Genomic DNA, 23,075 nt, shown 5'->3' with positions numbered 1-23,075 from the left:
CGAAGCGAGTGATGGGATCCATGATCGAATCGGCTCAAGGTAAAGCAAAGGGTATTCTCTACGGTTGTGGTGCCGCCATCTGCTACGGCACCAATCCTCTGGGAGCCCTCTTCCTTTATCGTGAAGGACTCACTCCGGAAGCAGTCCTGTGTTACCGTTTTGCGACGGCCGTATTCCTGCTTTTCCTGTTGATGCTTGCAAACCGCATGAGCTTCAAGGTTGAACGCCGTGGGGTTCCTGTTCTTGCCGTTCTCGGCTTTCTCTTTGCTGTTTGCGCCTTGGCACTTTACGCATCCTTCAATTACATGGATGCAGGCCTTGCCTCTACCTTGTTGTTCCTTTATCCATTGGAAGTCGCCTTGATCATGGGGCTTTTCTTTAAGGAAAAGTTGAACTTGACTACGGCTTTGTCCATCGCCATATCCTTGGGAGGGATTGCGTTACTTTACAAGGGCGGTGAAGGTGGCTCTGTCCTCAATACAACGGGGCTTTTGTTGGTACTAGCTTCATCTTTTGCGTATGCCATTTACATTGTGATTGTAAGCAAGGCGCGCCTGAACATGGGGGCGGTAAAACTTTCTTTTTACGCCATGATTTTCTGCCTCATGTTTCTGTTGTTGTATTCTGTAACCTTGGGAAGCGGAACACCTCCGGTCTTGACGTCTGCTAGCCAGTGGGGGTGGGCTTTAATGCTTGGCTTTGTTCCAACGGTGCTCTCTCTGGTGTTTATGGCCAAGGCAGGAAAGTTGGTCGGTTCTACGCCTACGGCGATTATGGGTGCCTTGGAACCATTGACTGCTGTGGTTATTGGCACGGTGATTTTTGATGAATCATTGACCTTGCGCATAGTCCTTGGAATTATGCTGATTTTGGCTTCGGTGGTTCTTTTAGCTTTAAAAAAGAAGTAAATTTCGATTGTTATATATTTCTTATTTGTGTAAGTGGGGTTTGTTATGTTGAAAAAATTGTGGAATACGTTCATCTATGCTGGCTTGACCAAGGATGAATGGCTGCAGGTAGAAGATCGCTTCCTTAAGGAGAATCATTCCTTGCTGACCGCTTTTTCTACGGTCGTCTGCATACTGATGGGTCTTCTTGCTGTTTACACGTATTGCTTTGATGATGTTTATGTGGCGAACGTTTTGCCCTACAGCATGCTGTGCATCTTGCAGCTAGGGATCTTTTGCCTAACCAAGTTTGTTGCTTCCAAGCATCCGGCTCTTATAAATATCCTGATAGTAACCTTTGCTGCAACCATGTACGCCTTTGGCATCGTGCTAGGTTCTGTCTTTGATACGAGCAACTACGCCTTGGCTTTCATCATCCTTATTATCGTTGTTCCCCTTATCTTTTTTGACCGCCCTGTCAGAAGCTTGACCTTGGCCTTTATCATGAGCATTATTTTCGTACTGTTCTGCTACATGTACAAGGATGCTCGCGTATTTAGAGTCGATGTATTGAATGTTTGTGTGTGGGGTATTGCAAGCATTGGATTGAGCTGCGTCTTTTCTTCTATCCGAGCAAGTAACCATCTTGTGATTAAGCAGAAAATGGAGGCTGAAGAAGCTTTACAGAAATCCATTCACAGTCGCGAAGAGCAGATGGCTGTTTTCCAGTCCTTGGGTAATGTCTTTTCTTCGCTGTACTATGCGGACATTGAAAAAAGGACTTTTGTCAGCCTGACCAATAACAAGGTCGTTAGAGACGTAATTGGCTCTGAAGGAGACGCCGTGGAACGGATTACCTTCTTTGGATACAACAAGGTCCGTGCGGAACATCGTGCTGATTTCTTCAAGTTCATGGACTTTAATACCCTTGAGGAGCGTCTGCGTGTTTCTCCCATTATTGCCTCACAGTTCCAGTCTACCCTGGTTCTGGATAACCGTAACGAATACGAATGGGCGGAAGCCTACTTTATTGCAGTGAAGGATCTTGAGGAAAGTCCTGATGCTCCTTTGAAGCATGTCATTTTTGCGACCAAGACTATCAATGATGAAAAGCTGAAGGAACTGGAACAGATGGATAAGTTGCAGAAGGCTCTGTCTGCAGCCCAGTCCGCAAATAAGGCCAAGACCACCTTCCTGAACAATGTAAGCCATGACATCCGTACTCCCATGAACGCGATTATCGGATTTACGGGCCTGGCCAGAAATCACATTGATGACCAGACGGTTGTAGGCGATTACCTGACCAAGATTTCTACATCAAGTAGTTACCTGCTGTCGTTGATTGATGATGTCCTCGATATGAGCCGCATCGAAAGTGGAAAAATCAAGCTGTCTACCAAGGTTGAATCCTTGCAGGAAATTGCAGATGAGTTAAAGACCATTATTGCCGAAGATATTCTTGCAAAGCAGCTGGAACTGAGTGTTCGTTTTGAAGATGTCAAGCACGACAAGGTTATTTGCGATAAGCAGCGCCTGATGCAGATTTTGCTTAACTTGCTTAGCAACGCAATCAAGTTCAATAGGGAAGGTGGCAAGGTTGATTTTAAGGTCAAGGAACGTTTCTCTCCGGTACCGGGATTTGCATCCTTTGAAATCAAGGTTCGCGATACGGGCCTTGGCATGAGCGAGGAATTCCTGAAGCTGATCTTCCAGCCCTTTGAACGTGAACAGACCAGTACGGTCAGCGGCATCCAGGGAACGGGTCTTGGCATGAGCATTACCAAGAATCTGGTGGACATGATGGCGGGAACCATCGAGGTGAACAGTGCCCTTGATGTTGGTACTGTATTCAATGTCCAGCTGAACTTCAGAATTGGAGAGAATACTCCCGACGAAAAGAATGAGCCTGTTGAGGCTAGCAAAAATCTGTCCGTTGAAGACATGAATCTTCTGAAGGGAAAGAAGGTGCTTCTTGTGGAAGACAACCACATGAACCAGGTTTTCGCTCAGCATTTGCTCAAGGATACCGGAGCCACAATTGAACTTGCCGAAAACGGCTTGGTTGCCTGCGACAAGTTGCTTGAACGAGGTGGCGGCTATTACGACCTGGTCTTGATGGATGTTCAGATGCCTGTAATGGATGGCTATGAGGCAACCCGCAGAATTCGTGATTTCTCCGACAGGTCTCTGGCCTTGGTTCCCATTGTGGCTATGACCGCCAACGCCTTCGAAGAAGACAAGAAACTAGCCTTCTCCTACGGAATGGACGGCCATGTGGCAAAGCCCATTAAACTCGAAAACCTGCTGACGGTTCTTAGAACCGTGTTTTCAAAGTCCTAAGAAAAGGTTTGAAAAGTCGTAAAAAAAGTCCTGAGATTTCAGGACTTTTTGACTTAGTATTGTAGGGTGCCGACTGCAGTTGCGCGGTATCCTTCGTAGTCGCCGAAATAACGAGAATATCCTGCGCGGATTGTCATCCAGCGGCGTGGGGCGAATTCCAGGTTTCCTCCCAGTTCCACATAGTTCAAGGTGGTGGCGTCATCCAGGAACTTCTTGTCGGTGGCGCTTTCGGGAGTGTGGATGTCTGCAATGTTGCCGCCGAAGGCGGTGTCCTTGGCTACGGCGCTTCCGTGGAGCGTTCCCTTGAGGAAGGCGTCCTTGAGGAATCCGGTCTTGAAGGTATAGGCTCCGCTTAATTCGGCGTAGAGTTCCTGGCTATTGGGACCAAGGTCTGTACCCAAACTCTTTGTGTAGCTGGCGTAAGTATAGGCGCCACCCTTATGATGTGTGTAGACCCAGGGCTCTACGCGGGTATATTCCGTATACCAGTTCCAGTAAGTACTTCCCAGACGGATGCTGTCGCGGGCTACGCCGACGGAGGCCGCCCACTTGTTGCCCCACCAGGAATCGTCAAACATGCTGGTGGGTGACTTCATGTCGTCCCACATCAGTTCTCCGTAGAATTCCCAATGGGGAATGGTCTTGACGCTAAGGTCAAACGACAGCGAGATGTTGTCCTGGTCGCCCTGCAGGTGCTCCTGGAAGACGTAGGGAATGAAGGGTATCATGTAGGCCCACTCAAAGTCGCGACCGCTGCTGTCTGCGTCCATGTTAGGATTGCTTCCGGCGGGTTCAACGGTAGAGCCGTATAGGGATGTCTCGGAAAGCCCTAGGGTGATCTTTGCCGGCAGGCTCAGGTCTAGACGATGGGCGTGCAGATACTTGCCGAAGTTCTTCTTCTCGAAAAGCTTCATGCCGTACTGGGTATAAACCACCGGGCCGATCTCGAACTGGTAACCGAAATAAGGCGTGGGAGCGGCTTCGTGAATACGGCTGGTGGAATCTTGCCAGGGCCTGTAGTTGTTTTGTTCGCCGCGCAGTATCACGTGGTTTCGTCGGGCGGGGCCCCAGGCCAGGTAGTCAAAGCCGGCCAGCAGCTTGACCGCGTCCAGGTCGTAGTTAACGTTGGCGCCGAACAAGTCCCAAGTTCGCTTGGTGTCGCTTTGCTTGTTGTAGGGAAGGCCTTCGTTAGGATTGTAGAAATGGTCTGCGATGTCGCGGTTGGTGTAGTCCGTGTGGATCTTTACCCTGGCGTCAAAATTCAAGCGGCTGGTAAAGTGGCCATCCAGAAAAAGACGGACAGACATGGAATTGTCATAATGGGTGGGGGCGTTATTCTGCCCGGGAATGTTCCCGAAGTTGGTAACGGCCACGGAGTCCACCAGCTGGCCATGAATGTTCACCTGATGGTTCTTGTCGGCGTTTTCAAAGGAAATGTGGGCCTGGGCCGGATTGGAAAGAAACCCGACGGAGATGCCTGCGAAGGCGGCGGCCGAACATACAAACTTGAAAAAACTTTTCTTAAACATGGTCATAGAAACCACCGTTCTTTATGATAAAATTCCTGAAGGCGTTTCGTGATGAAATAATCCTTAGGATGGTCACCACACGATTGAACTGCCCGCGCTTTAGACGGAGGCCCAGGCTAATCAGCAGCCCTACGAAAATACCGTAGGCAGGGAAGCCGTTGGATCTTGCGAAGTGAATGCGGTTACGGATCATCAGGCAGTCGATGAAGAAGGGAACGCCGCCCTTACGGATTTCGCTGCCGGTACTGGAGCCTATGTGATGGGTAATCACGCTGTCGGTTGCCCAAGCCAGGGTAAGCCCTGCCTTTTTTGCCTTGAGACAGTAGTCGCTTTCTTCGAAGTACAGGAAGTAGTCTTCGCTGAGGGGGCCGATCTTGGCTAGACACTGAGGCGAAATCAGGAAGGAAGAACCTTCGATGTAGTCGAAACGTTCCGGCTGCTGCAGACTGCCGCGCTTGACGGAAGCGAACTTGGGATGTACAAGCCCGACGCCGCCAGAGAAATTCCCGTTGGAATCGTAGATGGCGGAACCCGTTATGCCTGCGCCGGTCTGTTCCGCTTTTTTCAGCAGGTTCTCCAGCGCGGTGGGCGTCGGTTCCGTATCGTTGTTCAACAGCCAGACGTAATCGTCGGGCGTCTCCTCCATGGAACGTCTAATGCCCTGGTTGCATCCGGCGGCAAAACCTAGGTTTGCAACATTCCAGATCCATTCCACGTCCAGATCAAAGCTTTCCTTAAGGAAGGCTGCCCTGGAGGTTTCGGTGCAGGAATTGTCTACCACGAATACACGGCGGGGCTTGACGGTCCCTCTTTCAAGGGCCCTAAGGCAGTTGATGGTCTTTGCCTCGTTCCTGAAGTTTACCAGTACGGCTTGAACGTTCACAGTAACCTCGGGAACCTAGCTTTTGCCTAGGAATTTCGTAGCGAAAGGTGCGCCCACAATACCGTAGGCCACCAGGGGAATAAACTTCAGTTTGCTCTCGATGTGGGGGAAAAGACTGCGGGCATTCCTTGCTACCCATAAAACGTAGGACGGCAGGAAGTAGCGGGACAGTCGCGTTTCCGTATAGCTGACGTAGGTGGTCAGGAAATCCTGGTCGGCCTTGCTCAGCTTTTCAAAATGGGGAACCTGGGTCAGCATCTTTGCCCACTGCAGGTTAAGCTTCAGGTTACCCGTCCAGGTATGGCTGTGGCCAAGGCCGATGGCATTCTGGTTGTGAATGCGGTACTGGATGACGGGTTCCTTGATGGAACGGTATCCGTTTCTTGCCGCAGCGCAGAAAGTAATCCATTGATCGTGTACGGGAACATCTACGGGAATGGGCAGAACGTCGCCAAGGAGGCTAGACCTGAACATGACCATGCAGCCGGTAACGTTTGTAAATCCGGTCATAAGGGCTCGCAGGGTCAGACTTTCGGGAATGTGGTCCAGTTTCCTCCAGGATTCTGCAAATACCTTGCCTTCTCCGTCAATGACCTGGGCGTCGCCAAAGACCATGTCGGGGCAGGTTCCGTTTGTATCCGCCTTCTCCATTTCATTCAAGAGAATTTCGTGTTTTCGGGGGAGCCAGATGTCGTCTTGGTCGGCCAGGGCGATGAACCCTTCTTCATCAGGTTTCAGTTCCTTACCGAAGTAGTCCCGGGCCATTTCCAGGGACTTTGAAAATGCGGCTCTGTGTCCCTGGTTCTTGGGTGAAACGAAGATATCCAGGGGGAGTTTTTCCTTGTAGCTTTCAAGAATGGAAACGGAAGAATCCTTGGAACCGTCGTCTACCACGATAATCTTTTCGGCGGGCCTTGTCTGGGCAACAAGAGAATCCAGCATCTGACCTAGATACTTTTCTCCATTATAGGTTGCCATTACTACGCAAAGCTTTGCCATGGGCTACAATATATAAATATTGATTTTTTTATAATTGATGATGTGAAGAAAATCCTTTTTATTTGCGACAAGAATGAATGTACCAGCTTTGGCCGGTTGACCTTGAACTTGATTAAGGCCGTGGCTGGAACTTTTGAAGCCCATGTGCTTTGGCTCAAGACTCCCAAGTTTTTCCCGGATCCCGAGAAGACTGCCGAGGGGGCCAAGCAAGTGGTGGACTCTTCGCTGTATACGTCCCATGAAGTGTGGGCCAAGTCCCTGTACACCGGATTCATTTCGTTCCGCAATCCTTTGAAAAAAGTGATTCGTCAGGTTCAGCCCGACACTATTTTCTTTATCCGTCCGGAACTGGGATTCCTGATTGGTGCAGCCAAAAGTGCAGCTGGTTCCCAGGCAAAGACTGTGATGTTTGTTCACGATACCTTCGCCGAGACTCTTTATCCGGGCAGCGTCAAGTTCAAGCTGTTGAACATGTTCTACATCAAGCCTACGGTCAAGGCGGATTCGTTTGTCTATAATTCGGAATGGACCCGCGGGGAGGCTGCTTCTCATTTCGGCCCCCGTATGGCCAATGCGCCTGGCACTGTCATCGGATGCCCCATTGACAGTGCCCTGTTCTGCAAGCCCGAAACGCCCATTACGCCAGAAGAAAAAAAGGCGTTCCGTCGCAAGTACGGCATGCGCAATTACGATGGCATGTGTCTGAATGTGAGTCTTGATGAACCTCGCAAGAATATCGAAACCTACTTCGAGATTGCAAGGCTTCGCCCTGATGTAGCATTCGTTCGTGTGGGAAAGTTTTCTGAACGTCATCGCGAAATCATTAACGCTAAGAAACTGCTGAACGTTTTTCATTTCAGCCAGTTCAACGCCGAGGAACTTCGCGACTTCTACCGCCATAGTGACTTGATGGTTTACCCCAGCCTTCTGGAAGGTTTCGGCCTGCCGCCGCTGGAGGCGTTAAGCTGTGGCACACCTGCGTTGGGCGCCGCCACATCTGCGGTCAAGGAAAATCTGGAGGGAGTCTGCCCCCTCATTGATCCGCCTACAGACGCAGAAGCCTACGCCAAGGTTGTCGACCGCGTTCTCGCCGGAGAAAAGGTTGTGGACGAAGAAAAAGCAGCGGAACTACTGTCCCGCTGCTCCATGGAAGAATTCTCGAAACGCGTCTTGGCTGCCTTGCACCCGGTAGAAACCGAAGTGATTTCCTAGATACATCTCGCTAAACGTCATCCTGGAGGGGCTCCGCCCCGATAGGAACCAAAGTGATTTCCCAGATACATCTCGCCACACGTCATCCTGGATGGTTCCGCATACGTCATCCTGGAGGGTGCCCTGCACCCGATAGGATCCAAAACAATGTCCATAGATCCTATCACTCCACTACGTTCCGTTCCAGAATGACGAAAAAGAATAAGCTCCGATAGGAATCAGAAACGTAAACTACACACGTCATCCTGGAGGGGCTCCGCCCCGATAGGATCAAAAATGTCTAAATATGACATTTGAATATGTGTATCTTTCTCAGCATCATTAGGAGGCTAGAAATGCAGGATAAATCATACACATACATCTTATTCAATAAAAGAAATGGAACATTGTATATTGGTGTCACCAGTAACCTTAAGAAGAGAATATCTCAACACAAGAATAAGACGTTTAAAGGCTTTACTCAAAAATATGGAGTTGATAAGCTAGGGTATTTTGAAGAATTCTCAGGAATTCGATTTGCTATAGCGAGAGAAAAATCCTTGAAGAATCTGGTGCGACGCAAAAAGATTGATTTGATAGAGTCTGTTAATCCTGAATGGCGAGATTTATTTTTCTTGTTGTAAAAAAGACTTCTCTGTGGAGAAGTCTTTAGGATCCTATCGCCTCTTCGAGGCTCCAGGATGACGTTATGAAGTCTTAAGTCCTTTGGATCCTATCGCCTCTTCGAGGCTCCAGGATGACGTTACGAAACTCGATGCTTCATGACATGGATGTGACGTCTTCCTATCGGGGCCTTGCACCCGGTAGAAACTATTTCTTCCAGACGCCGATGAGGCTCTTGTTCTTGCGGAATGCAAGCCACAGGGTAGGCCAGATCAGAATCAAATCGCGGATCAGGCTGGTCCAGGCTTCCGCCTTGTCCTGAGCGCCTTCCAGTTCAAAGCAACCGCAGGTGATTCCCAGGTCGTTCCACAGGGCCCATGCCAGAGCGATGATAAAGCTTACGAACATCCAGAAGATGGCGAAAGCACTTTCCTTGACGAAGGGGGTAAAGATCATGGCCAAGCCGAACCACAGCTCAAACTGGGGATAGACCAGGGCGAAGAAGTTGTTGGCGAAATCCACATGCAGTGCAGAGAAGAACTGGTACTGCGCAACCAGGGTTGCAAACTGGTGTGGGTCCTGAATCTTGTAGATGCTGGCGAAGATGAACATGCCGCCGATACCCACGCGGAACAAGGTTTCCAGGGCGCGGATGGCAAAATCCTTCTGCAGTCTGTAAGCAGGAACGCAAAGCCCGGTTGCAATCACGATGGCGCCAAGGCCAACGTGAATGTTGTAGCGGTATGCCTTGGGCCACAAGTCAATAAGCCAGTCCTGGTCCGTAAAGGTAAGGAAGGATTCCGGGAAGGAAATTTCTGCAACGCCGATAGCCACGAGGACGGATGCCACCAAAAGCAGTGCGGCGGAGAAAACAGTCTTTTTGCAGCAGGCGCAGGTCATTAGAGTACCTCCGCGGGCTTTTCAAGAACGTCCTGGGTTCCAATCCATTCGACGGACTTGGCGTCGCTGGCTCTGGGGTCGCCCAGACGGATGTTGTTGATTACAGCAAGGGCGATGCAGAATGCCGCAATGCCCAATAGGACAATCCAGTTCAAGGATTTAAGATAGGTGAGGGTCCAGCCCCAAATCTTTTGAAATTTTTCTTTCATACTTTAAAAATACAAAATATATAGGAATTGACCAAATTCTAACCTTTATTTATGCTATCTTTAAAATATGAAACTTAGGGGTGCTGCATCTGAGTGGGTGTGGCTGAGATACACCCTTTGAACCTGTGCCCGTAATGGGGCCGAAGGAAAAGTGAGGTTCTTATGGAGTCTCTGCAGAGACCGTTTATGAATTCCCGCAAGGTCTATGTACCGGGAAAGATTTATCCAGACATTCGCGTTGGTATGCGCGAAATTGCAATCGAAGATCCGGAATTTCCGTCTATCACTGTTTACGATACCAGCGGACCTTACAGCGATATCGAAACAAAGATTGACGTAACCAAGGGCATTGAACGTTTCCGTGAAAGCTGGATTATCGAACGCGGTGACGCCGAACAGCTGGACGACATGACTTCCGCATACGGACGCGCCCGCCGCGAAAATCACGACCTGGACCACCTGCGCTTCAATGCGGAACATCATCCCATGCGCGCCAAGGCTGGCCACAAGCTGACCCAGCTGGATTATGCCCGCGCAGGCGTCATCACCAAGGAAATGGAATACGTTGCCATCCGCGAAAACCAGCGCATCGACGAACTGGTTGCCGCGGGCAAGCTGAAGGCAAACGGCAAGCCCATTACGCCGGAATTCGTTCGCGACGAAATCGCCGCCGGCCGCGCCATCCTTCCGGGTAACATCAACCACCCGGAATGCGAACCCATGATCATCGGCACCAACTTCCTGGTGAAGATCAACAGCAACATCGGAAACTCCGCCATTACCTCTTCCATCGAAGAAGAAGTAGAAAAGATGGCTTGGTCCGTACGCTGGGGCGCAGACACCGTCATGGACCTTTCCACCGGTAAGCACATTCACGAAACCCGTGAATGGATCATCCGTAACAGTCCGGTACCTATCGGAACCGTGCCTATCTACCAGGCTCTTGAAAAGGTGAACGGCAAGGCAGAGGAACTGACCTGGGAACTTTACCGCGATACCCTGATTGAACAGGCTGAACAGGGCGTGGACTACTTTACCATTCACGCAGGCCTTCTCATGGAACACATTCCCATGTGCGCCAAGCGTACCACAGGTATTGTGAGCCGCGGCGGTTCCATCCTGGCTCTGTGGCAGATGCGTCACAAGCAGCAGAACTTCCTGTACACCCACTTCCGCGAAATCTGCGAAATCCTGGCCCAGTACGACGTTGCTGTTTCCTTGGGCGATGGCCTTCGTCCGGGTTCTCTGGCAGACGCCAATGACGAAGCCCAATTCGGCGAACTGGATACCCTTGGCGAACTGACCAAGATTGCCTGGGAATACGGTGTTCAGGTGATTATCGAAGGTCCGGGTCACGTGCCCATGCACAAGATTCAGGACAACATGGCCCGCCAGCTGGAAAAGTGCCACGGTGCACCCTTCTACACTCTGGGACCTCTCACTACCGACATTGCTCCGGCTTACGACCACATTACATCCGCTATCGGTGCCGCCCAGATTGGCTGGTACGGAACCGCCATGCTTTGCTATGTGACCCCCAAGGAACATTTGGGCTTGCCGGACCGCGACGACGTTCGCGCAGGCGTGGTGACCTACAAGCTTGCCGCCCATGCTGCCGACATCGCCAAGGGCCATTTTGCAGCCCAGTTCCGCGACGACGCCCTGAGCCGTGCCCGCTTTGATTTCCGCTGGAACGACCAGTTTGCTTTGTCCTTGGATCCCGAAAAGGCCATGGAATATCACGACAAGACTCTCCCTGGAAACCAGGCAAAGTCCAGCCATTTCTGCTCCATGTGCGGCCCCAACTTCTGCAGTATGCGCATTACCCGCGCCATCCGCAATTTTGTGGCAACCGGTGAAATTGGCGACGTTTAATCCTTGGTAAAACGGAGCCGCTAACAAATCCCGACGTTTTTAAGACGCCGGGATTTTTTTATGTGTAAAAATGACTTTATTCTGTAATTTGATTGTATATTCAAGTAAAATAGTGTTGAGGTTAGGATAGTCGAATGAAAGTCAAGAATTTTTCCTTTACAAACGTTGATGATTTCAAGAGGGCACTTTTTGTGCTTAAGGCCGAGTTGGGTTCCGTGGATCCGACCCGTCTGTACTTTCAGATTCATTCCGTAGTCCTCGACGAACAGAAACTTCAGCCGGTGTGGAATGCCATTGAGGAGATGTTCCCTGGTACACCCTGGTTTGGCAATTCCACCAGCGGAAATATCGTGGATTGTGACGGCGCCGCCGAGATTTCTGTGACGGCCACCATCTTCGAGAAGGATTCTACCCGCTTTAAGCTGTTCCAGTACGACTTGGGCTCTGCTCCCTCCTGCGATATTGCCAAGCAGATTGTTGCTGAATCAAAGAACCATCCCTGGGTAAAGGCCATCGAGATGTACCATACCATCTCTGCGGAATCTACTACCAGTTTTTGCGAAGGCATGGATGGCCTTGCTCCCGAAATCCAGATGTTCGGAGCCATAGTCTGCTCTCCCGACATAACCAGTTCCAAGAGTTGCGTTTTTTCCTCCGAAGGGGGCTTTAACAGCAAAGGCCTGCTGATTCTGTTCTTTGGTGGAGATGAATTCTATGTGGAATCCCTTAAGATCAGCGGATGGAAATCCATCGGTAGGCACTTCCTGGTGACCAAGGCCGAGGGGAGCACTTTGTATGAACTTGGGGGTGTGCCTGCTTACGAAATTTACCGCAAGTATCTTGGCATCCAGAACGACGAAAACTTCTTCTACAATGCGTTGGATTTCCCGATTTTGTACGAGCATAACGGAACAAGCATTGTGCGTGCCCCTGCCGCCAGTAATCCCGATGGTTCCTTGACCATGAGCTCTGACGTGGAGGTTGGTTCCGTCATTAGCCTGTCCTATGGTGAACCTCTGACCATTGTGGATTCCATCCAGCAGGAAAGCGAAAAGATCAAGAAGATGAATCCCGATGTGCTTCATATTTTTGACTGTGCCGCACGTAAGGCTTTTTGGACGGGCCAGGATTCAACTCTTGAAATCCAACCGTTCAAGCATATTGCAGGCTCCTCCGGATTTTTCTCCCATGGGGAGTTCCTGAGGGAAAAGGGCCACCTGAATCAGCATAACATCACGCTGGTGGTGGCTGCCATGCGCGAGGGATACGGCAAGGGCTTGCAGGCTTCCGCGTATAGAAAGCAAGAAATCAAGACGTCCAAGCTTCCTCTGGCAGCCCGCATGGCGACCTTCATTCGTGAAACTTCTGCCGAGGTTGATGAACTGAACAAACAGCTGGATGCCTATAAGCGCCATTTCAACGAAACCCGCTGATTTCTGCGACAAACCATCCGCGACAAAACATCCGCGACGAACCATCCGCGTCGAAGTTTGCAATAATTCGCTGTCGAAAATGCAAAAAGAAAAACGTCCCTTTTCGGGGACGTTTTTTGTATTCGATTGAAATATGACGAGGTGCGGTTTGCGTCGGTCAGGAATTATTGGACGTCAATCTGTACCTTGTACATTGCCTTGCCCTTGTGGTTTACCAGTTCGCTACGGGGAGCGGTTTCCACGGTAACGTTCTTCTTGGTGACACCGCTTTGCTGCTGCAAGGTCTTGAGCAAATCCTGGTTGCGCTTCTTGGCCATTTCAAGGATTTCTGCTTCCAGGGTCTTGCGGTCCAGCTTGGAGGCATTTGCTGCAGCGTAGGCTACATAGGCGCTGTCCTTGTCATCGATGGCGATGATGCTCTTTTCGTCAAGCTCGTTCAAGGTTGTCTTGCCTTGGCTCTGCTTGTAGAAATCGGTTTTCAGCTTGCGGGTTTTGTAGGCCTCAACAGTCTTCTTCATGTTGAAACTCTGAACAAAGTTCATCTTGAGTTTCGGGTCCTTGGCTAGGGCGGAAACCATCTTGCTTGCCTTGGCGTAGTGCTCGCTTTCCAGTACGTTGTTCAGCGGGTCGATGACGATTTCGTCGTTCTTGCCTAGGTCAAGGCCCACGGCGCTTGCTCCGCTGTTGGCAACGTTACCCACAATCTTCAACGGAGAGAGGGCTACCTTTACCAGCAGGTTCATCACGGTCTTCCATACAATCTTCAGGTAGGAGAATTCCGGATCCTGCAGGTTGCCCTTCACCGGAACATCAAACTGGATCTTGTCATCCTTGTCCTTAAGGATGTACAGGCCAACCTTCATGGGAACGGTGAATTCCGGGTCTGCGTTGGGATCCTTGTCTGCCACGTCGATGTTGTAGATGTCGATGGTGTTCTTGCTGTCTAGCTCGTACTTGTTAATCTTGTTGTCGCTGGCGAAGGCCATGGTGCCGGAGCTGATGGGGTAGCCGGTAAAGTGATAGCTGTAGGGGCTGAAATGCTTCAGGGCCAGGTTCTTGACGCTGATGTAGGCGTCCATGGTGCTCATGTCGGAAAGAGCTCCCTTGTACTTTACGGAGAGGCTGCCGCCCTCGGGGAAGGCTGCGCTTACATTGACTGTGCAGGGGGTGTCAAAGTTGATGTTGCTTCCGTTGACGGTAATGCCGCTGACCTTGTAGTTGAAGGGCTTCTTGATGGTGTTGTCGTTGGCGGAAACGGAGGTGTTCTTTACCAAAAGCTGATGCAGAACGAACTTTAGAGGCTTCTGTTTTTCGGCGGCCTTGTCTGTCGTTGCTTCAGCCGGCTTGGCTTCGGATGAATCCGCCTTGGCGACTTCTGCAGGGGTTTCCGTTACGGTGGCGTTATTGAGGGCTGCTGTGGTGGAGTCCGTGGAATCCACTTCTGCTGTGTTGCCCTTGGGATTCAGCAGTACGTCGATATTGGTCTTGCCGCCCTTGTACAAATCCAGGTGGGCGAAGGCTCCGTCGACAATGACGGAATCCACTTCGAAATTCATTTCGTTCAGGTTTGCCTTGGCGATACCGACGCCAACGTGGTTCACGCCGATGGTCTTTTCGGAGACTTCTGTCAGCACGATGCTGTCCAGGCCAACGGTACCCTTGACGTTGGATGCCAAAACGTCATTGACGTTTCCGTTTACGTTCAGGTTGACGCTCAGGGCGCCACTGAAATCCTTGTAGTTGATGAAGTCGTTCATGTAGGGCTTGACGCATGCCAGGGCAAACTGGTTCAGAGCCACTGAAACGTCGAAGTCCTGGTTCCGCATGTTGAAACTGACCTTGACGCCCAAGTCTCCGCCGTCAGCAAACTTCAAGTTCAGACCGATGTCTGTAGCCTTGTTGTTGAAGTAGACTGCGGGAATACCCAGGGAAAAATCCTGGATGTGGAACTTGGAGCCCACCTTGCGATCTTGATAGATGATATTGCCCTTTTCAAGAACGATGTTTTCGATGGCTACACTGAAACCGATTGCTTCGGAAGGGTCCAGGTTCATGGGCTTGTTGGCGTCGGCGCTGTCCACGGAAGCGCTGTCGGCAACAGCCACGGTGTCGGCCACTGCGGCACTATCTACCGCGGCGGAATCTGCGGTGCTGTCGGCGGCGGCAAACTTATCCAGAATGTCGCTGAAGTTGAAACGGTCTCCGTCCTGAACCACCTGGGTGTACAAACCCTTCAGGTAGATTTCGCTGACGCTGATTTCCTTTGAAATCAAACGAGTTGGGTTCACGTTGATGCGGAACTTGTCGAAGGCGACAAAGGGCGTTGCTCCGTCCTGTTCGTAAATGGCGAACCCGTCTACGGAAACGGTAAAGGTAAGAGGACTGAAGCTAATGCTTTCGATCTTCATCTTGCGGCCAATCAATTCCTCGGAATGGTCAACCACGTAGTCCTTGGCGACTGAAGGTGCAATTTTCAATGCGGCAATTACGATGACGAAAAGTACCGCGAGAATGATGAGGGCGATATAACGTTTCTTCATGGCTCTAAAAATAGAAAGTTGATACGAGAACCAAAACAGACAAAAATGATTATTATATTATTTCATGGAAAAGTGGTGAATTGTATGGCTTGTCAAAATGTTTTTTCTTTAAGGGGTGCAACTTTTTTTGCGATCCTCCTTGTATCTTTATTTACACAAAATGTATTGGCTCAGGAATCTGCGGAAAATCCTTCCGATGCATCTGCTTCTGATTGGTCCTTTTCTCTTACAACCCTGGCGGCCAGTTATGTTGAACGAAAAATTGAAACGGGGAATGATCACTTTGCTTCGGTGGCAAGTCCCTTCGACGGCGCCAAGGCCTTGACTACCTTTAATGCCACGTATACGTTGCCCACACCCTTGGGCTCACACTGGTTGCTTAGTGGCGCCAATGTCGAATTGACTGGAGCCTTGGAACTTTCACCTGTTTCCTTGCGACCCAAGTTGGGCGTTGACTTTACGCCTGTTCCTTTCTTGGTTTTTGGTGCGGGTGCGTCCATTGGTTCCGGCTGGAATCCTCTTGGATTTGATGGCATGAGCAAGTACAATTTCAAGAAGGCGGAATACGAATCCCTGACACCCTTTGCTCACTACTATTATGATTACTGGGCCTCGGCTACATTCCAGTTTGATACGGGAGCCTTGATTGAGGGTGATTGGAGCCATGTGGTAATGGTGGCTTCGTACAAGTGGATTTATCAGGGCATAACAGGCGTGGATGATGGTGAAATTTGGGAGTGGCAGGTGTTTCCTGGCTGCGCCAACGGCTGGCAATATTCTGTAACAGGTGTTCTTGGTTACCAGATGCCCCTGGTGCTGAATATGGTTGGTGTCATGGGCGAGTTCTACGGTCACTATGATCCCGCCGACTATGGAAAAGTTGGCCGTACTTTCGATGGCGATTTCATGTGGATCGACTTGAGTCTCCTTATGAGTTTTAAATTGAATGAAACGAATTCTTTGACTACTCTCTACACTGTTGAGGGGGAGCGAAGCTTTGCGACCAAACACGAAAAAGCCGATGAGGAACCGCTGTTGGTAAAGACCGGCCGAGAATGGTTCTTCTATCGAATTGCTCTGAGCTGGAATCATAAGTTCTAGTTTTGAAGTTCGTCGTAATTTAAAGGCCCCTGTGAAATTTGGAGCCTAGTCTTAGGGTGAGGTTTTCTATTTTTGTAAATGATGGAAAACGATAAATCCAATAAATTGAACGTCTTGATTTTGGCGGCTGGTTTGGGAACAAGACTACGTCCCTTGACCAACGATGTGCCGAAGCCCTTGGTTCCTGTGGTGGACAAGAGTATCCTAGAGCAGCAGGTCATTAAGGCTAGGGCGATTGTTGATGATGCAGCAATGGCTTCTGATAAGGACTGCGCAGGGGTTCGTCTTCATGCTAATGCCCACTATTTGGCTGAACAGGTTGTGGCCGAAGGGGAACGCCTTGGCTTTGAAAAGGTCTGGGTGGAACCGGAAATTTTAGGAACGGCAGGACCCTTAAAACGTATTTGGCGAGAAGGATACCGCGGTGGACTCTTGATTATGAACGGCGACGCCTACTGCAGTTTTGACTTGAAAAAGTTTGTAGAAAATGCGAAACGTGCATTTGCTGCGGGCGCACAGAATGGTTCTGTCGCCGACTCTCCGGAGAGTACTGCGCCGGGCGTTGCCTTGCTGGCAGTGGATTTCCCGAAGGTGAATACTTTCCGTGTGGATGGGGAAGGTCGCCTGGTGGGTGTGGCTGGCCGCTTTGGTTCTGAAGTGGGGGCTGCCGCTACGTTCTCGGGAGTTTCCTATTACAGCGACGAGGCTCTGGCCCGCATTGCCGATGGGGAGTTTGACATCCGTGAATTCTGGAAACAGGAAATTGCCGCAGGCCGCCCGCCCTTTGTAGACATGAGCCAGATGGATGCCACCTGGATTGACATGGGTTCGCCCGAGGGCTTGTGGAATGCTACCGCCGCCCGCTTGGCTGAACTGGGTGTAGATTCCTGGCAGGATGACCGCTTGACGGTAAGTGGCAAGAATCGCTCTATCGTGTTCGCGGGCGCTGACCTTGCGGAAGGCGAAGTGGTGCAAAACGAAATCCGCGGAAAAGATTTTAGCTGGAAGATTTGACCCCGGTGTCATCCTGAGCGATTATACTGTGTCGTCCAGAGGAGCGAACCTTCAGAGTCATCCTGAGGAGTAAGCCTTCTGTGTCATCCTGAGGAGTAAGCCTTCAGTATCATCCTGAGGAGCGAAGCGACGAAGGATCTAGAACGTTTAGAATTAAAGGAAGAAAATGCGAAAATTTAGAGTTGTCTTAGTTGAACCGGAACATCCTCACAACGTGGGCTTCGTGGCCCGCGCCATGCATTGCTACGCCTTGGATGAACTGTACATTGTTTACCCCAAGCGCAACAAGGTCATCGAAAATTCCTACCACACTGCAGCCAACAGCCACGACATTCTGGACAAGGCGACCATCGTCCATTCCTTCCAGGAAGCTATCGGCGATTGCTCTTGCGCAGTAGCCTTCAGCCGCCGCATTTTCGGTAGCGCTATCAAGCATTGCATGGTGCCCGACTTGTCTGACATGTTGCCGGATGACGGAACCATCGCCTTGGTGTACGGTCGCGAATCCTGCGGCCTCGCTCTTGAAGAAGTGAACGCTTGCACCTACCAGTGCGAAATTCCGGTACCGGGCCTCATGAGCTTGAACTTGGGTCAGGCAGTTTCTGTTTCGCTGTACGAACTTTGCCGTTCGGGAGCGCTTGCCAACGGCGAAGGCCGTGCCAAGCGCGGCTCCAAGGGAGCCTGCGAAACCCAGCCCGCCACCATCGACCAGATCAACGGCTTCAAGAAATTCCTGGACCGCTATTTGACAGGTCAGTACCACGACCAGGCCTGGCGCGACAACTTCCTGAATACCTTGCTCCAGCGCCTGCACCCCACCCGCAACGAACTGAGCGCCTTGTTCGGCTTGCTTCGTAACGTCGCCGGAAAGCCCGCCCGCTTGGAACAGGCCGAAGACCGCGCCAAGGCTGCTGCCGCAAAAGCCGCAGAAGCAACCTCCGTTGAAAATTCGGAATCTGCGGATAAGTAAAAACACGTCATTCTGAACGAAGTGAAGAATCCAGGGGAAAACATGGCTTCAAAGAAAATCACCATCCAATATCTTGACGACACCATCCCGCGCCTTACGTATGTGGGCGGAAAGTCCGACTGGATCGACCTGAGTGCGGCAGAAACTGTGACCCTCAAGAAGGGCGAGTTCAAGCTGATCCACCTAGGGGTAGCCATGAAGTTGCCCGAGGGCTACGAGGCACACCTGGCTCCTCGCAGTTCCACCTTCAAGAACTTTAAGATCCTGCAGACCAATTCCGTAGGCGTGGTAGATTCCAGCTACTGTGGCAAGGGCGACTGGTGGAAAATGCCGGTGTACGCCACCGAAGACGTGACCATCGAAAAAGGCTCCCGCATAGCCCAGTTCCGCATCATGGAAATCCAGCCTACTCTGGAATTTGAAGAAGGCGATCTCAATGACAAAGACCGCGGCGGCTTTGGCAGCACCGGCGTTAAATAATCTTGCTGCAACGCTTGTTAATCAAATCGTTAACTAATGCGTTGGTTTTTGATGGAATTTCGCCATGATTGGTTAACGAAATCGTTAACAAGCGCTGAAAATCATTTTTTTGCAAAAGATGCTTGGAAAACGGTAAATTCTGGATTTACAAAAATTGTAAAACAAAAAGTGTAAAAACGTTGATTTTTACACAAAATGTAAAGAAAATGCCGAAAAATGCCTTTTCTCTCGTAAAAATAGGCAAAAAACTTGTAGTTTTGTTTTTCACTCTTTGTTATTTTTCCCACTGAAAAATTTAAAATAAACTCTCAAAAAGCCCCCTATAAGGACCTTTATTATGGCAAAAATCGCTATTCTCGGTTATGGTAACTTGGGCCGCGGCATCGAATGCGCAGTCAAGAAGACTAAGGACATGGAACTGGTTGCAGTGTTCACCCGTCGTGATCCCGCTACTGTCAAGATTCAGACCCCGAACATTCCCGTTCTCAACGTCTCTGAAATCGAAAAGTGGGCCGACAAGATCGACATGCTGGTGATCTGCGGCGGTAGCGCTACTGACCTTCCCAAGATGACTCCGGAAATGGCTGCCAAGTTCAACGTTATCGATACTTTCGACACCCACGCCAACATTCCTACTCACTTTGCAAACGTTGATGCTGCCGCCAAGGCTGCAGGCAAGATTGCCATGATCTCCGTGGGTTGGGATCCGGGTATGTTCTCCCTGAACCGCGTCTATGCAAACGCAATCCTCCCTGATGGCAAGGATTACACCTTCTGGGGCAAGGGCGTTTCTCAGGGTCACTCCGACGCTGTCCGCCGCATCAAGGGCGTGAAGAACGCCAAGCAGTACACCTGCCCGGTTCCGGAAGCTCTTGAAGCTGTCCGTAGCGGTTCCATGCCTGAACTGACCACCCGTCAGAAGCACACCCGCCTTTGCTATGTGGTTCTTGAAGAAGGCGCAGATGCAGCCTACGTCGAAAACGAAATCAAGACCATGAAGAACTACTTCGATGAATACGACACCACCGTAAACTTCATCAGCGAAGAAGAATTCAATGCAAACCACAGCGGTCTCGCTCACGGTGGTTTCGTGATTCGTACCGGCAAGACCGGCATGAACAACGAACACACCCACGTGATCGAATACAGCCTGAAGCTGGACTCCAATCCGGAATTCACTACTGCTGCAGTGATCGCGTTTGCCCGCGCAGCACTTCGCATGAAGGCTGAAGGCAAGACCGGTTGCTTCACCGTTCTCGATGTTCCTCCTGCATACCTGAGCGAACAGAGCGGCGAAGAACTCCGCGCACACTTGCTGTAAGAGTTCCGCGCAGCCTCGTGGCCGCGTTAGCCTGGCTTTTTTGAAATACTCCCCGTTACAAGACGGGGGGTATTTTTCTTTTAAAATATGGACATGTGCCCTTGATTACAGAATGTTCGCCTTGTTTTTTACTAAGTTATGGACAGATAGAATTTAACACTAGTGTGTTTTACGGGTTTTCTTATGCAACGTTTTGAGAAAAAAGTTTGGTTGTCTAGTCCCACCATGCATGGTGATGAAATTAAGTTCGTTCAGGAAGCTTATGAAACTAACTGGATGAGTACCGTTGGCGCAAACATCAATGAAACGGAACGTCTTGTTGCTGAAAAGGTTGGCTGCAAATATGCTGTTGCCTTAAGTGCTGGCACAGCTGCTCTTCATCTTTGTGCAAAGCTGGCCGGCGAGGCCCTTTACGGAATGCCCAAGGTGGGCGAGGGTAGCCTCAAGGGGCGCAAGGTTTTTTGCAGCGACATGACTTTTGATGCTACGGTGAATCCCATCGCCTATGAGAATGGCGAGGCTGTTTTCATCGATACGGAGCGTGATACTTGGAACATGGACCCCGTTGCGCTCGAAAAAGCTTTTGAAATCTATCCTGAGGTCCGTTTAGTTGTCTTGGTCCATTTGTATGGAACTCCTGCCAAGGTAGATGAAATTCGCGAGATTTGCCGTCGCCATAATGCGCTAATTATTGAAGATGCTGCAGAAAGCTTTGGCGCTTCCTATAAGGGTAGGCAGACTGGAACCTTTGGCGATTTCAATGCCATTAGCTTTAATGGCAACAAGATCATTACAGGAAGTGCTGGCGGCATGTTCCTTACCGATTCGAAGGATGATGCTGAAAAGGTTCGTAAATGGAGTACCCAGAGTCGCGAAGCCGCCAACTGGTATCAACATGAAGAAGTTGGCTTCAACTATCGCATGAGCAACGTGATTGCTGGCGTTGTTCGTGGCCAGATGCCTTATCTCGAAGAGCATATTTCTCAGAAGAAGGCTATTTACATGCGATACAAGGAAGGCTTCAAGGGACTTCCTGTTCAGATGAATCCTTATGATGAAAAGAATAGTGAACCGAACTTCTGGCTCAGCTGTATGATTATTGACAAGGAAGCCATGTGCAAGCAGGTCCGTGGTGAAACGGATGCCTTGTATATTCACGAGAAAGGCAAGAGTTGTCCTACAGAAATCTTGGAAAAGATTGCTGCAATGAATGCAGAAGGTCGCCCAGTGTGGAAACCTATGCATATGCAGCCTATCTATCGCAGTCATGCGTTCATTACTGCACAGGGAAATGGCCGTGCTCGTACCAATGCCTACATCGATGGATCTGTTGAAGATGTTGGCGCTGATATCTTTGCTCGTGGACTTTGCCTCCCTAGTGACAACAAGATGACCCCGGAACAGCAGGATGCGATCATCGCGATTATTCGTGATTGCTTTGAGCAAATCAAAATTTGGCTGATAAAAAAGGGAAGTTGATTGCTCAACTTCCTTTTTTGCATAAAGTAATCTTCTTTTAGAAGCTCAGATCCACGCCCAAGGCCACAATCTGGTTTTCTCGGTCGTAGTTGTTCTTGCCGTAGGCTTCCTTGTCGCCCTTCCATTCGTAGTAGAAGCTGTGGAAGTAGCCGGCGTTGATTCGCAGCCAGTCGGTGGCACGGAAGGCGAGGCCGCCGCCGTAACTGTTGGCGTCTACGTTCATGTTCATTTCTGTCAGGTACTTGTCGCTCACGCCAATGCGGGAGAACTGAGCGCCTGCGCTAACAGTCCAGCGATTCAGGAAATCCCATTCCATGCCAACCAGCATTTCGTTGGTGCCGTCCAGATATTTTTCAGCACCGTTGGCGTAGTTGGCGGCGGCATCAAAGAACCTGTGGTAACCCAAGGATCCGCGGAGGCCGTCGATAAATTCGTATTGCAGACCGAGGGACAAATAGCTGGGCATGTCAGCATCGGTCTTTACGCCGTCGGCATAATTCTCGAAGCTGCTGGCAAGAACCTTGGGCATGTCCTTGGTATCGTTCTCCAGTTCCAGGCGGGTGCGGTACTCGAACTTTGCAGCCGCGGTCAAACGCTTGTACTTAAAGTCGACGCTCAGAATCGGAGTGACGCCGAAGCCGGTCTGGTCTACGTCCATCTTGGCCTTGCCCATACCCAAGGTAGACAAGTCGGCGTTCACCTTGTAGTTGTTGGTGGCGTAGTTGAATCGTGCGCCCACGTAGCCGGAGAAGTATTCCATGAACTTGTAGGCTCCACCCAGGGTGAAACCGAAGATGTAGCTGGAACCTTCCAGATCTGCACTTCCGCCCAGGTCGCTAAGCAGTTTGCCCGGGGTAAGAGGGTTGGCGAGGGTGAATGCGTCAAACATGGGGAGGCCATCGTCGTAAGTGACGGTTCCGCCGCCGCCTGCGATGGTGAATGCTCCGGATACGGTTACATTATTGTGGTGCCAGGCGGCAAGAAGGCTAGGCATGCTGGGGACGAAGGCCTCGCCTTCGTATTCCTTCTTTGCGCCGGTAGCGAACGTGGTGTTAATGATGCGGCTCTGCCAGACAGTCTGAGTGTTCAGGGACACGTTCCATGTTTTTTCGAAGAAGGCCGTTCCTGCAGGGTTTGCGTAGACAGCATCTACGTCAGTGCTGGCGTCGCGGGCCACGTTGCGGATGAAGTGCGCAGACTGGTTGGTGTTGTGGGTGAGGCCGCCGGCAATTGCTGCTCCGGGAATAACCATAGCCAAGGCCAGGGCGGACTTTAAGCCGAAAGAGAACTTCTTCATGAT

The 23,075-nt window shown here is 50.5% G+C and carries 19 protein-coding genes and 1 riboswitch; of the genes, 12 read left to right on the top strand and 7 right to left on the bottom strand.

Features of this window, described 5'->3' with window-relative positions; genetic code table 11:
* Nucleotides 1–11 precede the first annotated feature (11 nt).
* Together MJZ26_03860 and MJZ26_03855 are read left to right on the top strand one after the other, a co-directional pair.
* Nucleotides 12–908 carry an EamA family transporter gene (locus tag MJZ26_03860; GenBank protein ID MCQ2104909.1) on the top strand — a complete coding sequence of 299 codons (897 nt, stop codon included), beginning with the start codon at nt 12–14 and terminating at the stop codon, nt 906–908.
* Nucleotides 909–953: 45 nt separating this feature from the next.
* A complete protein-coding gene (locus MJZ26_03855) occupies nt 954–3,227 on the top strand; it encodes an ATP-binding protein (protein MCQ2104908.1) in 2,274 nt (757 codons plus the stop codon).
* 53 nt (nt 3,228–3,280) lie between these two features.
* Here the strand turns inward: MJZ26_03855 and MJZ26_03850 are convergent, their stop codons facing one another.
* The 3 genes from MJZ26_03850 to MJZ26_03840 are packed head-to-tail and all read right to left on the bottom strand — an operon-like array spanning nt 3,281 to nt 6,617.
* Nucleotides 3,281–4,762 carry a capsule assembly Wzi family protein gene (locus MJZ26_03850; GenBank protein MCQ2104907.1) on the bottom strand — a complete coding sequence of 494 codons (1,482 nt, stop codon included), beginning with the start codon at nt 4,760–4,762 and terminating at the stop codon, nt 3,281–3,283.
* Nucleotides 4,749–5,639, bottom strand: a complete 891-nt coding sequence (locus tag MJZ26_03845) for a glycosyltransferase family 2 protein (GenBank protein MCQ2104906.1) — start codon at nt 5,637–5,639, stop codon at nt 4,749–4,751. Before MJZ26_03845 ends, MJZ26_03850 begins: the two co-directional genes overlap by 14 nt.
* Before the next feature lie 15 nt (nt 5,640–5,654).
* Nucleotides 5,655–6,617 carry a glycosyltransferase gene (locus tag MJZ26_03840; GenBank protein ID MCQ2104905.1) on the bottom strand — a complete coding sequence of 321 codons (963 nt, stop codon included), beginning with the start codon at nt 6,615–6,617 and terminating at the stop codon, nt 5,655–5,657.
* A 63-nt stretch (nt 6,618–6,680) separates the two neighbouring features.
* Between MJZ26_03840 and MJZ26_03835 the strand changes: the two genes are divergently transcribed.
* Together MJZ26_03835 and MJZ26_03830 are read left to right on the top strand one after the other, a co-directional pair.
* A complete protein-coding gene (locus MJZ26_03835; protein ID MCQ2104904.1) occupies nt 6,681–7,850 on the top strand; it encodes a glycosyltransferase in 1,170 nt (389 codons plus the stop codon).
* A gap of 335 nt (nt 7,851–8,185) precedes the next feature.
* Nucleotides 8,186–8,473: a GIY-YIG nuclease family protein gene (locus tag MJZ26_03830; GenBank protein MCQ2104903.1), complete on the top strand. Its 288-nt coding sequence runs from the start codon at nt 8,186–8,188 to the stop codon at nt 8,471–8,473.
* A 187-nt stretch (nt 8,474–8,660) separates the two neighbouring features.
* Here MJZ26_03830 and MJZ26_03825 read toward each other — a convergent pair whose 3' ends face one another.
* Both MJZ26_03825 and MJZ26_03820 read right to left on the bottom strand, forming a co-directional pair.
* Nucleotides 8,661–9,353: a hypothetical protein gene (locus tag MJZ26_03825; protein ID MCQ2104902.1), complete on the bottom strand. Its 693-nt coding sequence runs from the start codon at nt 9,351–9,353 to the stop codon at nt 8,661–8,663.
* Nucleotides 9,353–9,562, bottom strand: a complete 210-nt coding sequence (locus MJZ26_03820; protein ID MCQ2104901.1) for a hypothetical protein — start codon at nt 9,560–9,562, stop codon at nt 9,353–9,355. Before MJZ26_03820 ends, MJZ26_03825 begins: the two co-directional genes overlap by 1 nt.
* A gap of 66 nt (nt 9,563–9,628) precedes the next feature.
* Nucleotides 9,629–9,728, top strand: a riboswitch (TPP riboswitch).
* On the opposite strand from MJZ26_03820, the gene thiC reads away from it, so the two are divergent.
* Both thiC and MJZ26_03810 read left to right on the top strand, forming a co-directional pair.
* Complete coding sequence (gene thiC, locus MJZ26_03815) at nt 9,725–11,437, top strand: phosphomethylpyrimidine synthase ThiC (GenBank protein MCQ2104900.1); 1,713 nt, start codon at nt 9,725–9,727, stop codon at nt 11,435–11,437. (Overlaps the previous riboswitch by 4 nt.)
* Before the next feature lie 134 nt (nt 11,438–11,571).
* Nucleotides 11,572–12,870 carry an FIST C-terminal domain-containing protein gene (locus MJZ26_03810; protein ID MCQ2104899.1) on the top strand — a complete coding sequence of 433 codons (1,299 nt, stop codon included), beginning with the start codon at nt 11,572–11,574 and terminating at the stop codon, nt 12,868–12,870.
* Between the two features lie 164 nt (nt 12,871–13,034).
* On the opposite strand, the gene MJZ26_03805 is transcribed toward MJZ26_03810, so the two are convergent.
* Nucleotides 13,035–15,410 carry a DUF748 domain-containing protein gene (locus MJZ26_03805; protein MCQ2104898.1) on the bottom strand — a complete coding sequence of 792 codons (2,376 nt, stop codon included), beginning with the start codon at nt 15,408–15,410 and terminating at the stop codon, nt 13,035–13,037.
* A gap of 165 nt (nt 15,411–15,575) precedes the next feature.
* Here MJZ26_03805 and MJZ26_03800 point away from each other — a divergent pair, with 165 nt between their 5' ends.
* From MJZ26_03800 to MJZ26_03775, 6 genes are all read left to right on the top strand, one after another.
* The gene (locus MJZ26_03800) at nt 15,576–16,511 is read left to right on the top strand and encodes a hypothetical protein (GenBank protein ID MCQ2104897.1); all 936 of its coding nucleotides are present in this window, start codon (nt 15,576–15,578) and stop codon (nt 16,509–16,511) included.
* A 78-nt stretch (nt 16,512–16,589) separates the two neighbouring features.
* Nucleotides 16,590–17,525, top strand: coding sequence for a nucleotidyl transferase (locus MJZ26_03795; GenBank protein MCQ2104896.1), 936 nt, complete (start codon nt 16,590–16,592; stop codon nt 17,523–17,525).
* Between the two features lie 166 nt (nt 17,526–17,691).
* Nucleotides 17,692–18,495 (top strand): RNA methyltransferase, encoded by an 804-nt coding sequence (locus MJZ26_03790; GenBank protein ID MCQ2104895.1) that lies wholly within the window; start codon nt 17,692–17,694, stop codon nt 18,493–18,495.
* 42 nt (nt 18,496–18,537) lie between these two features.
* On the top strand, nt 18,538–18,975 hold the full coding sequence (locus MJZ26_03785) for a dUTP diphosphatase (protein ID MCQ2104894.1): 438 nt from the start codon (nt 18,538–18,540) through the stop codon (nt 18,973–18,975).
* 337 nt (nt 18,976–19,312) lie between these two features.
* Entirely contained in the window at nt 19,313–20,296 is a 984-nt protein-coding gene (locus MJZ26_03780) for a diaminopimelate dehydrogenase (GenBank protein ID MCQ2104893.1), read from the top strand.
* 183 nt (nt 20,297–20,479) lie between these two features.
* Nucleotides 20,480–21,775 carry a DegT/DnrJ/EryC1/StrS family aminotransferase gene (locus tag MJZ26_03775; protein ID MCQ2104892.1) on the top strand — a complete coding sequence of 432 codons (1,296 nt, stop codon included), beginning with the start codon at nt 20,480–20,482 and terminating at the stop codon, nt 21,773–21,775.
* A gap of 37 nt (nt 21,776–21,812) precedes the next feature.
* On the opposite strand, the gene MJZ26_03770 is transcribed toward MJZ26_03775, so the two are convergent.
* Nucleotides 21,813–23,072 carry a hypothetical protein gene (locus tag MJZ26_03770; GenBank protein MCQ2104891.1) on the bottom strand — a complete coding sequence of 420 codons (1,260 nt, stop codon included), beginning with the start codon at nt 23,070–23,072 and terminating at the stop codon, nt 21,813–21,815.
* Nucleotides 23,073–23,075: the final 3 nt, after the last annotated feature.

The organism is Fibrobacter sp. (assembly GCA_024398965.1).
Lineage (GTDB): Bacteria > Fibrobacterota > Fibrobacteria > Fibrobacterales > Fibrobacteraceae > Fibrobacter.
The sequence above is the reverse complement of the archived record's forward strand: the minus strand, read 5'-3'. Positions and strand labels throughout refer to the sequence as shown.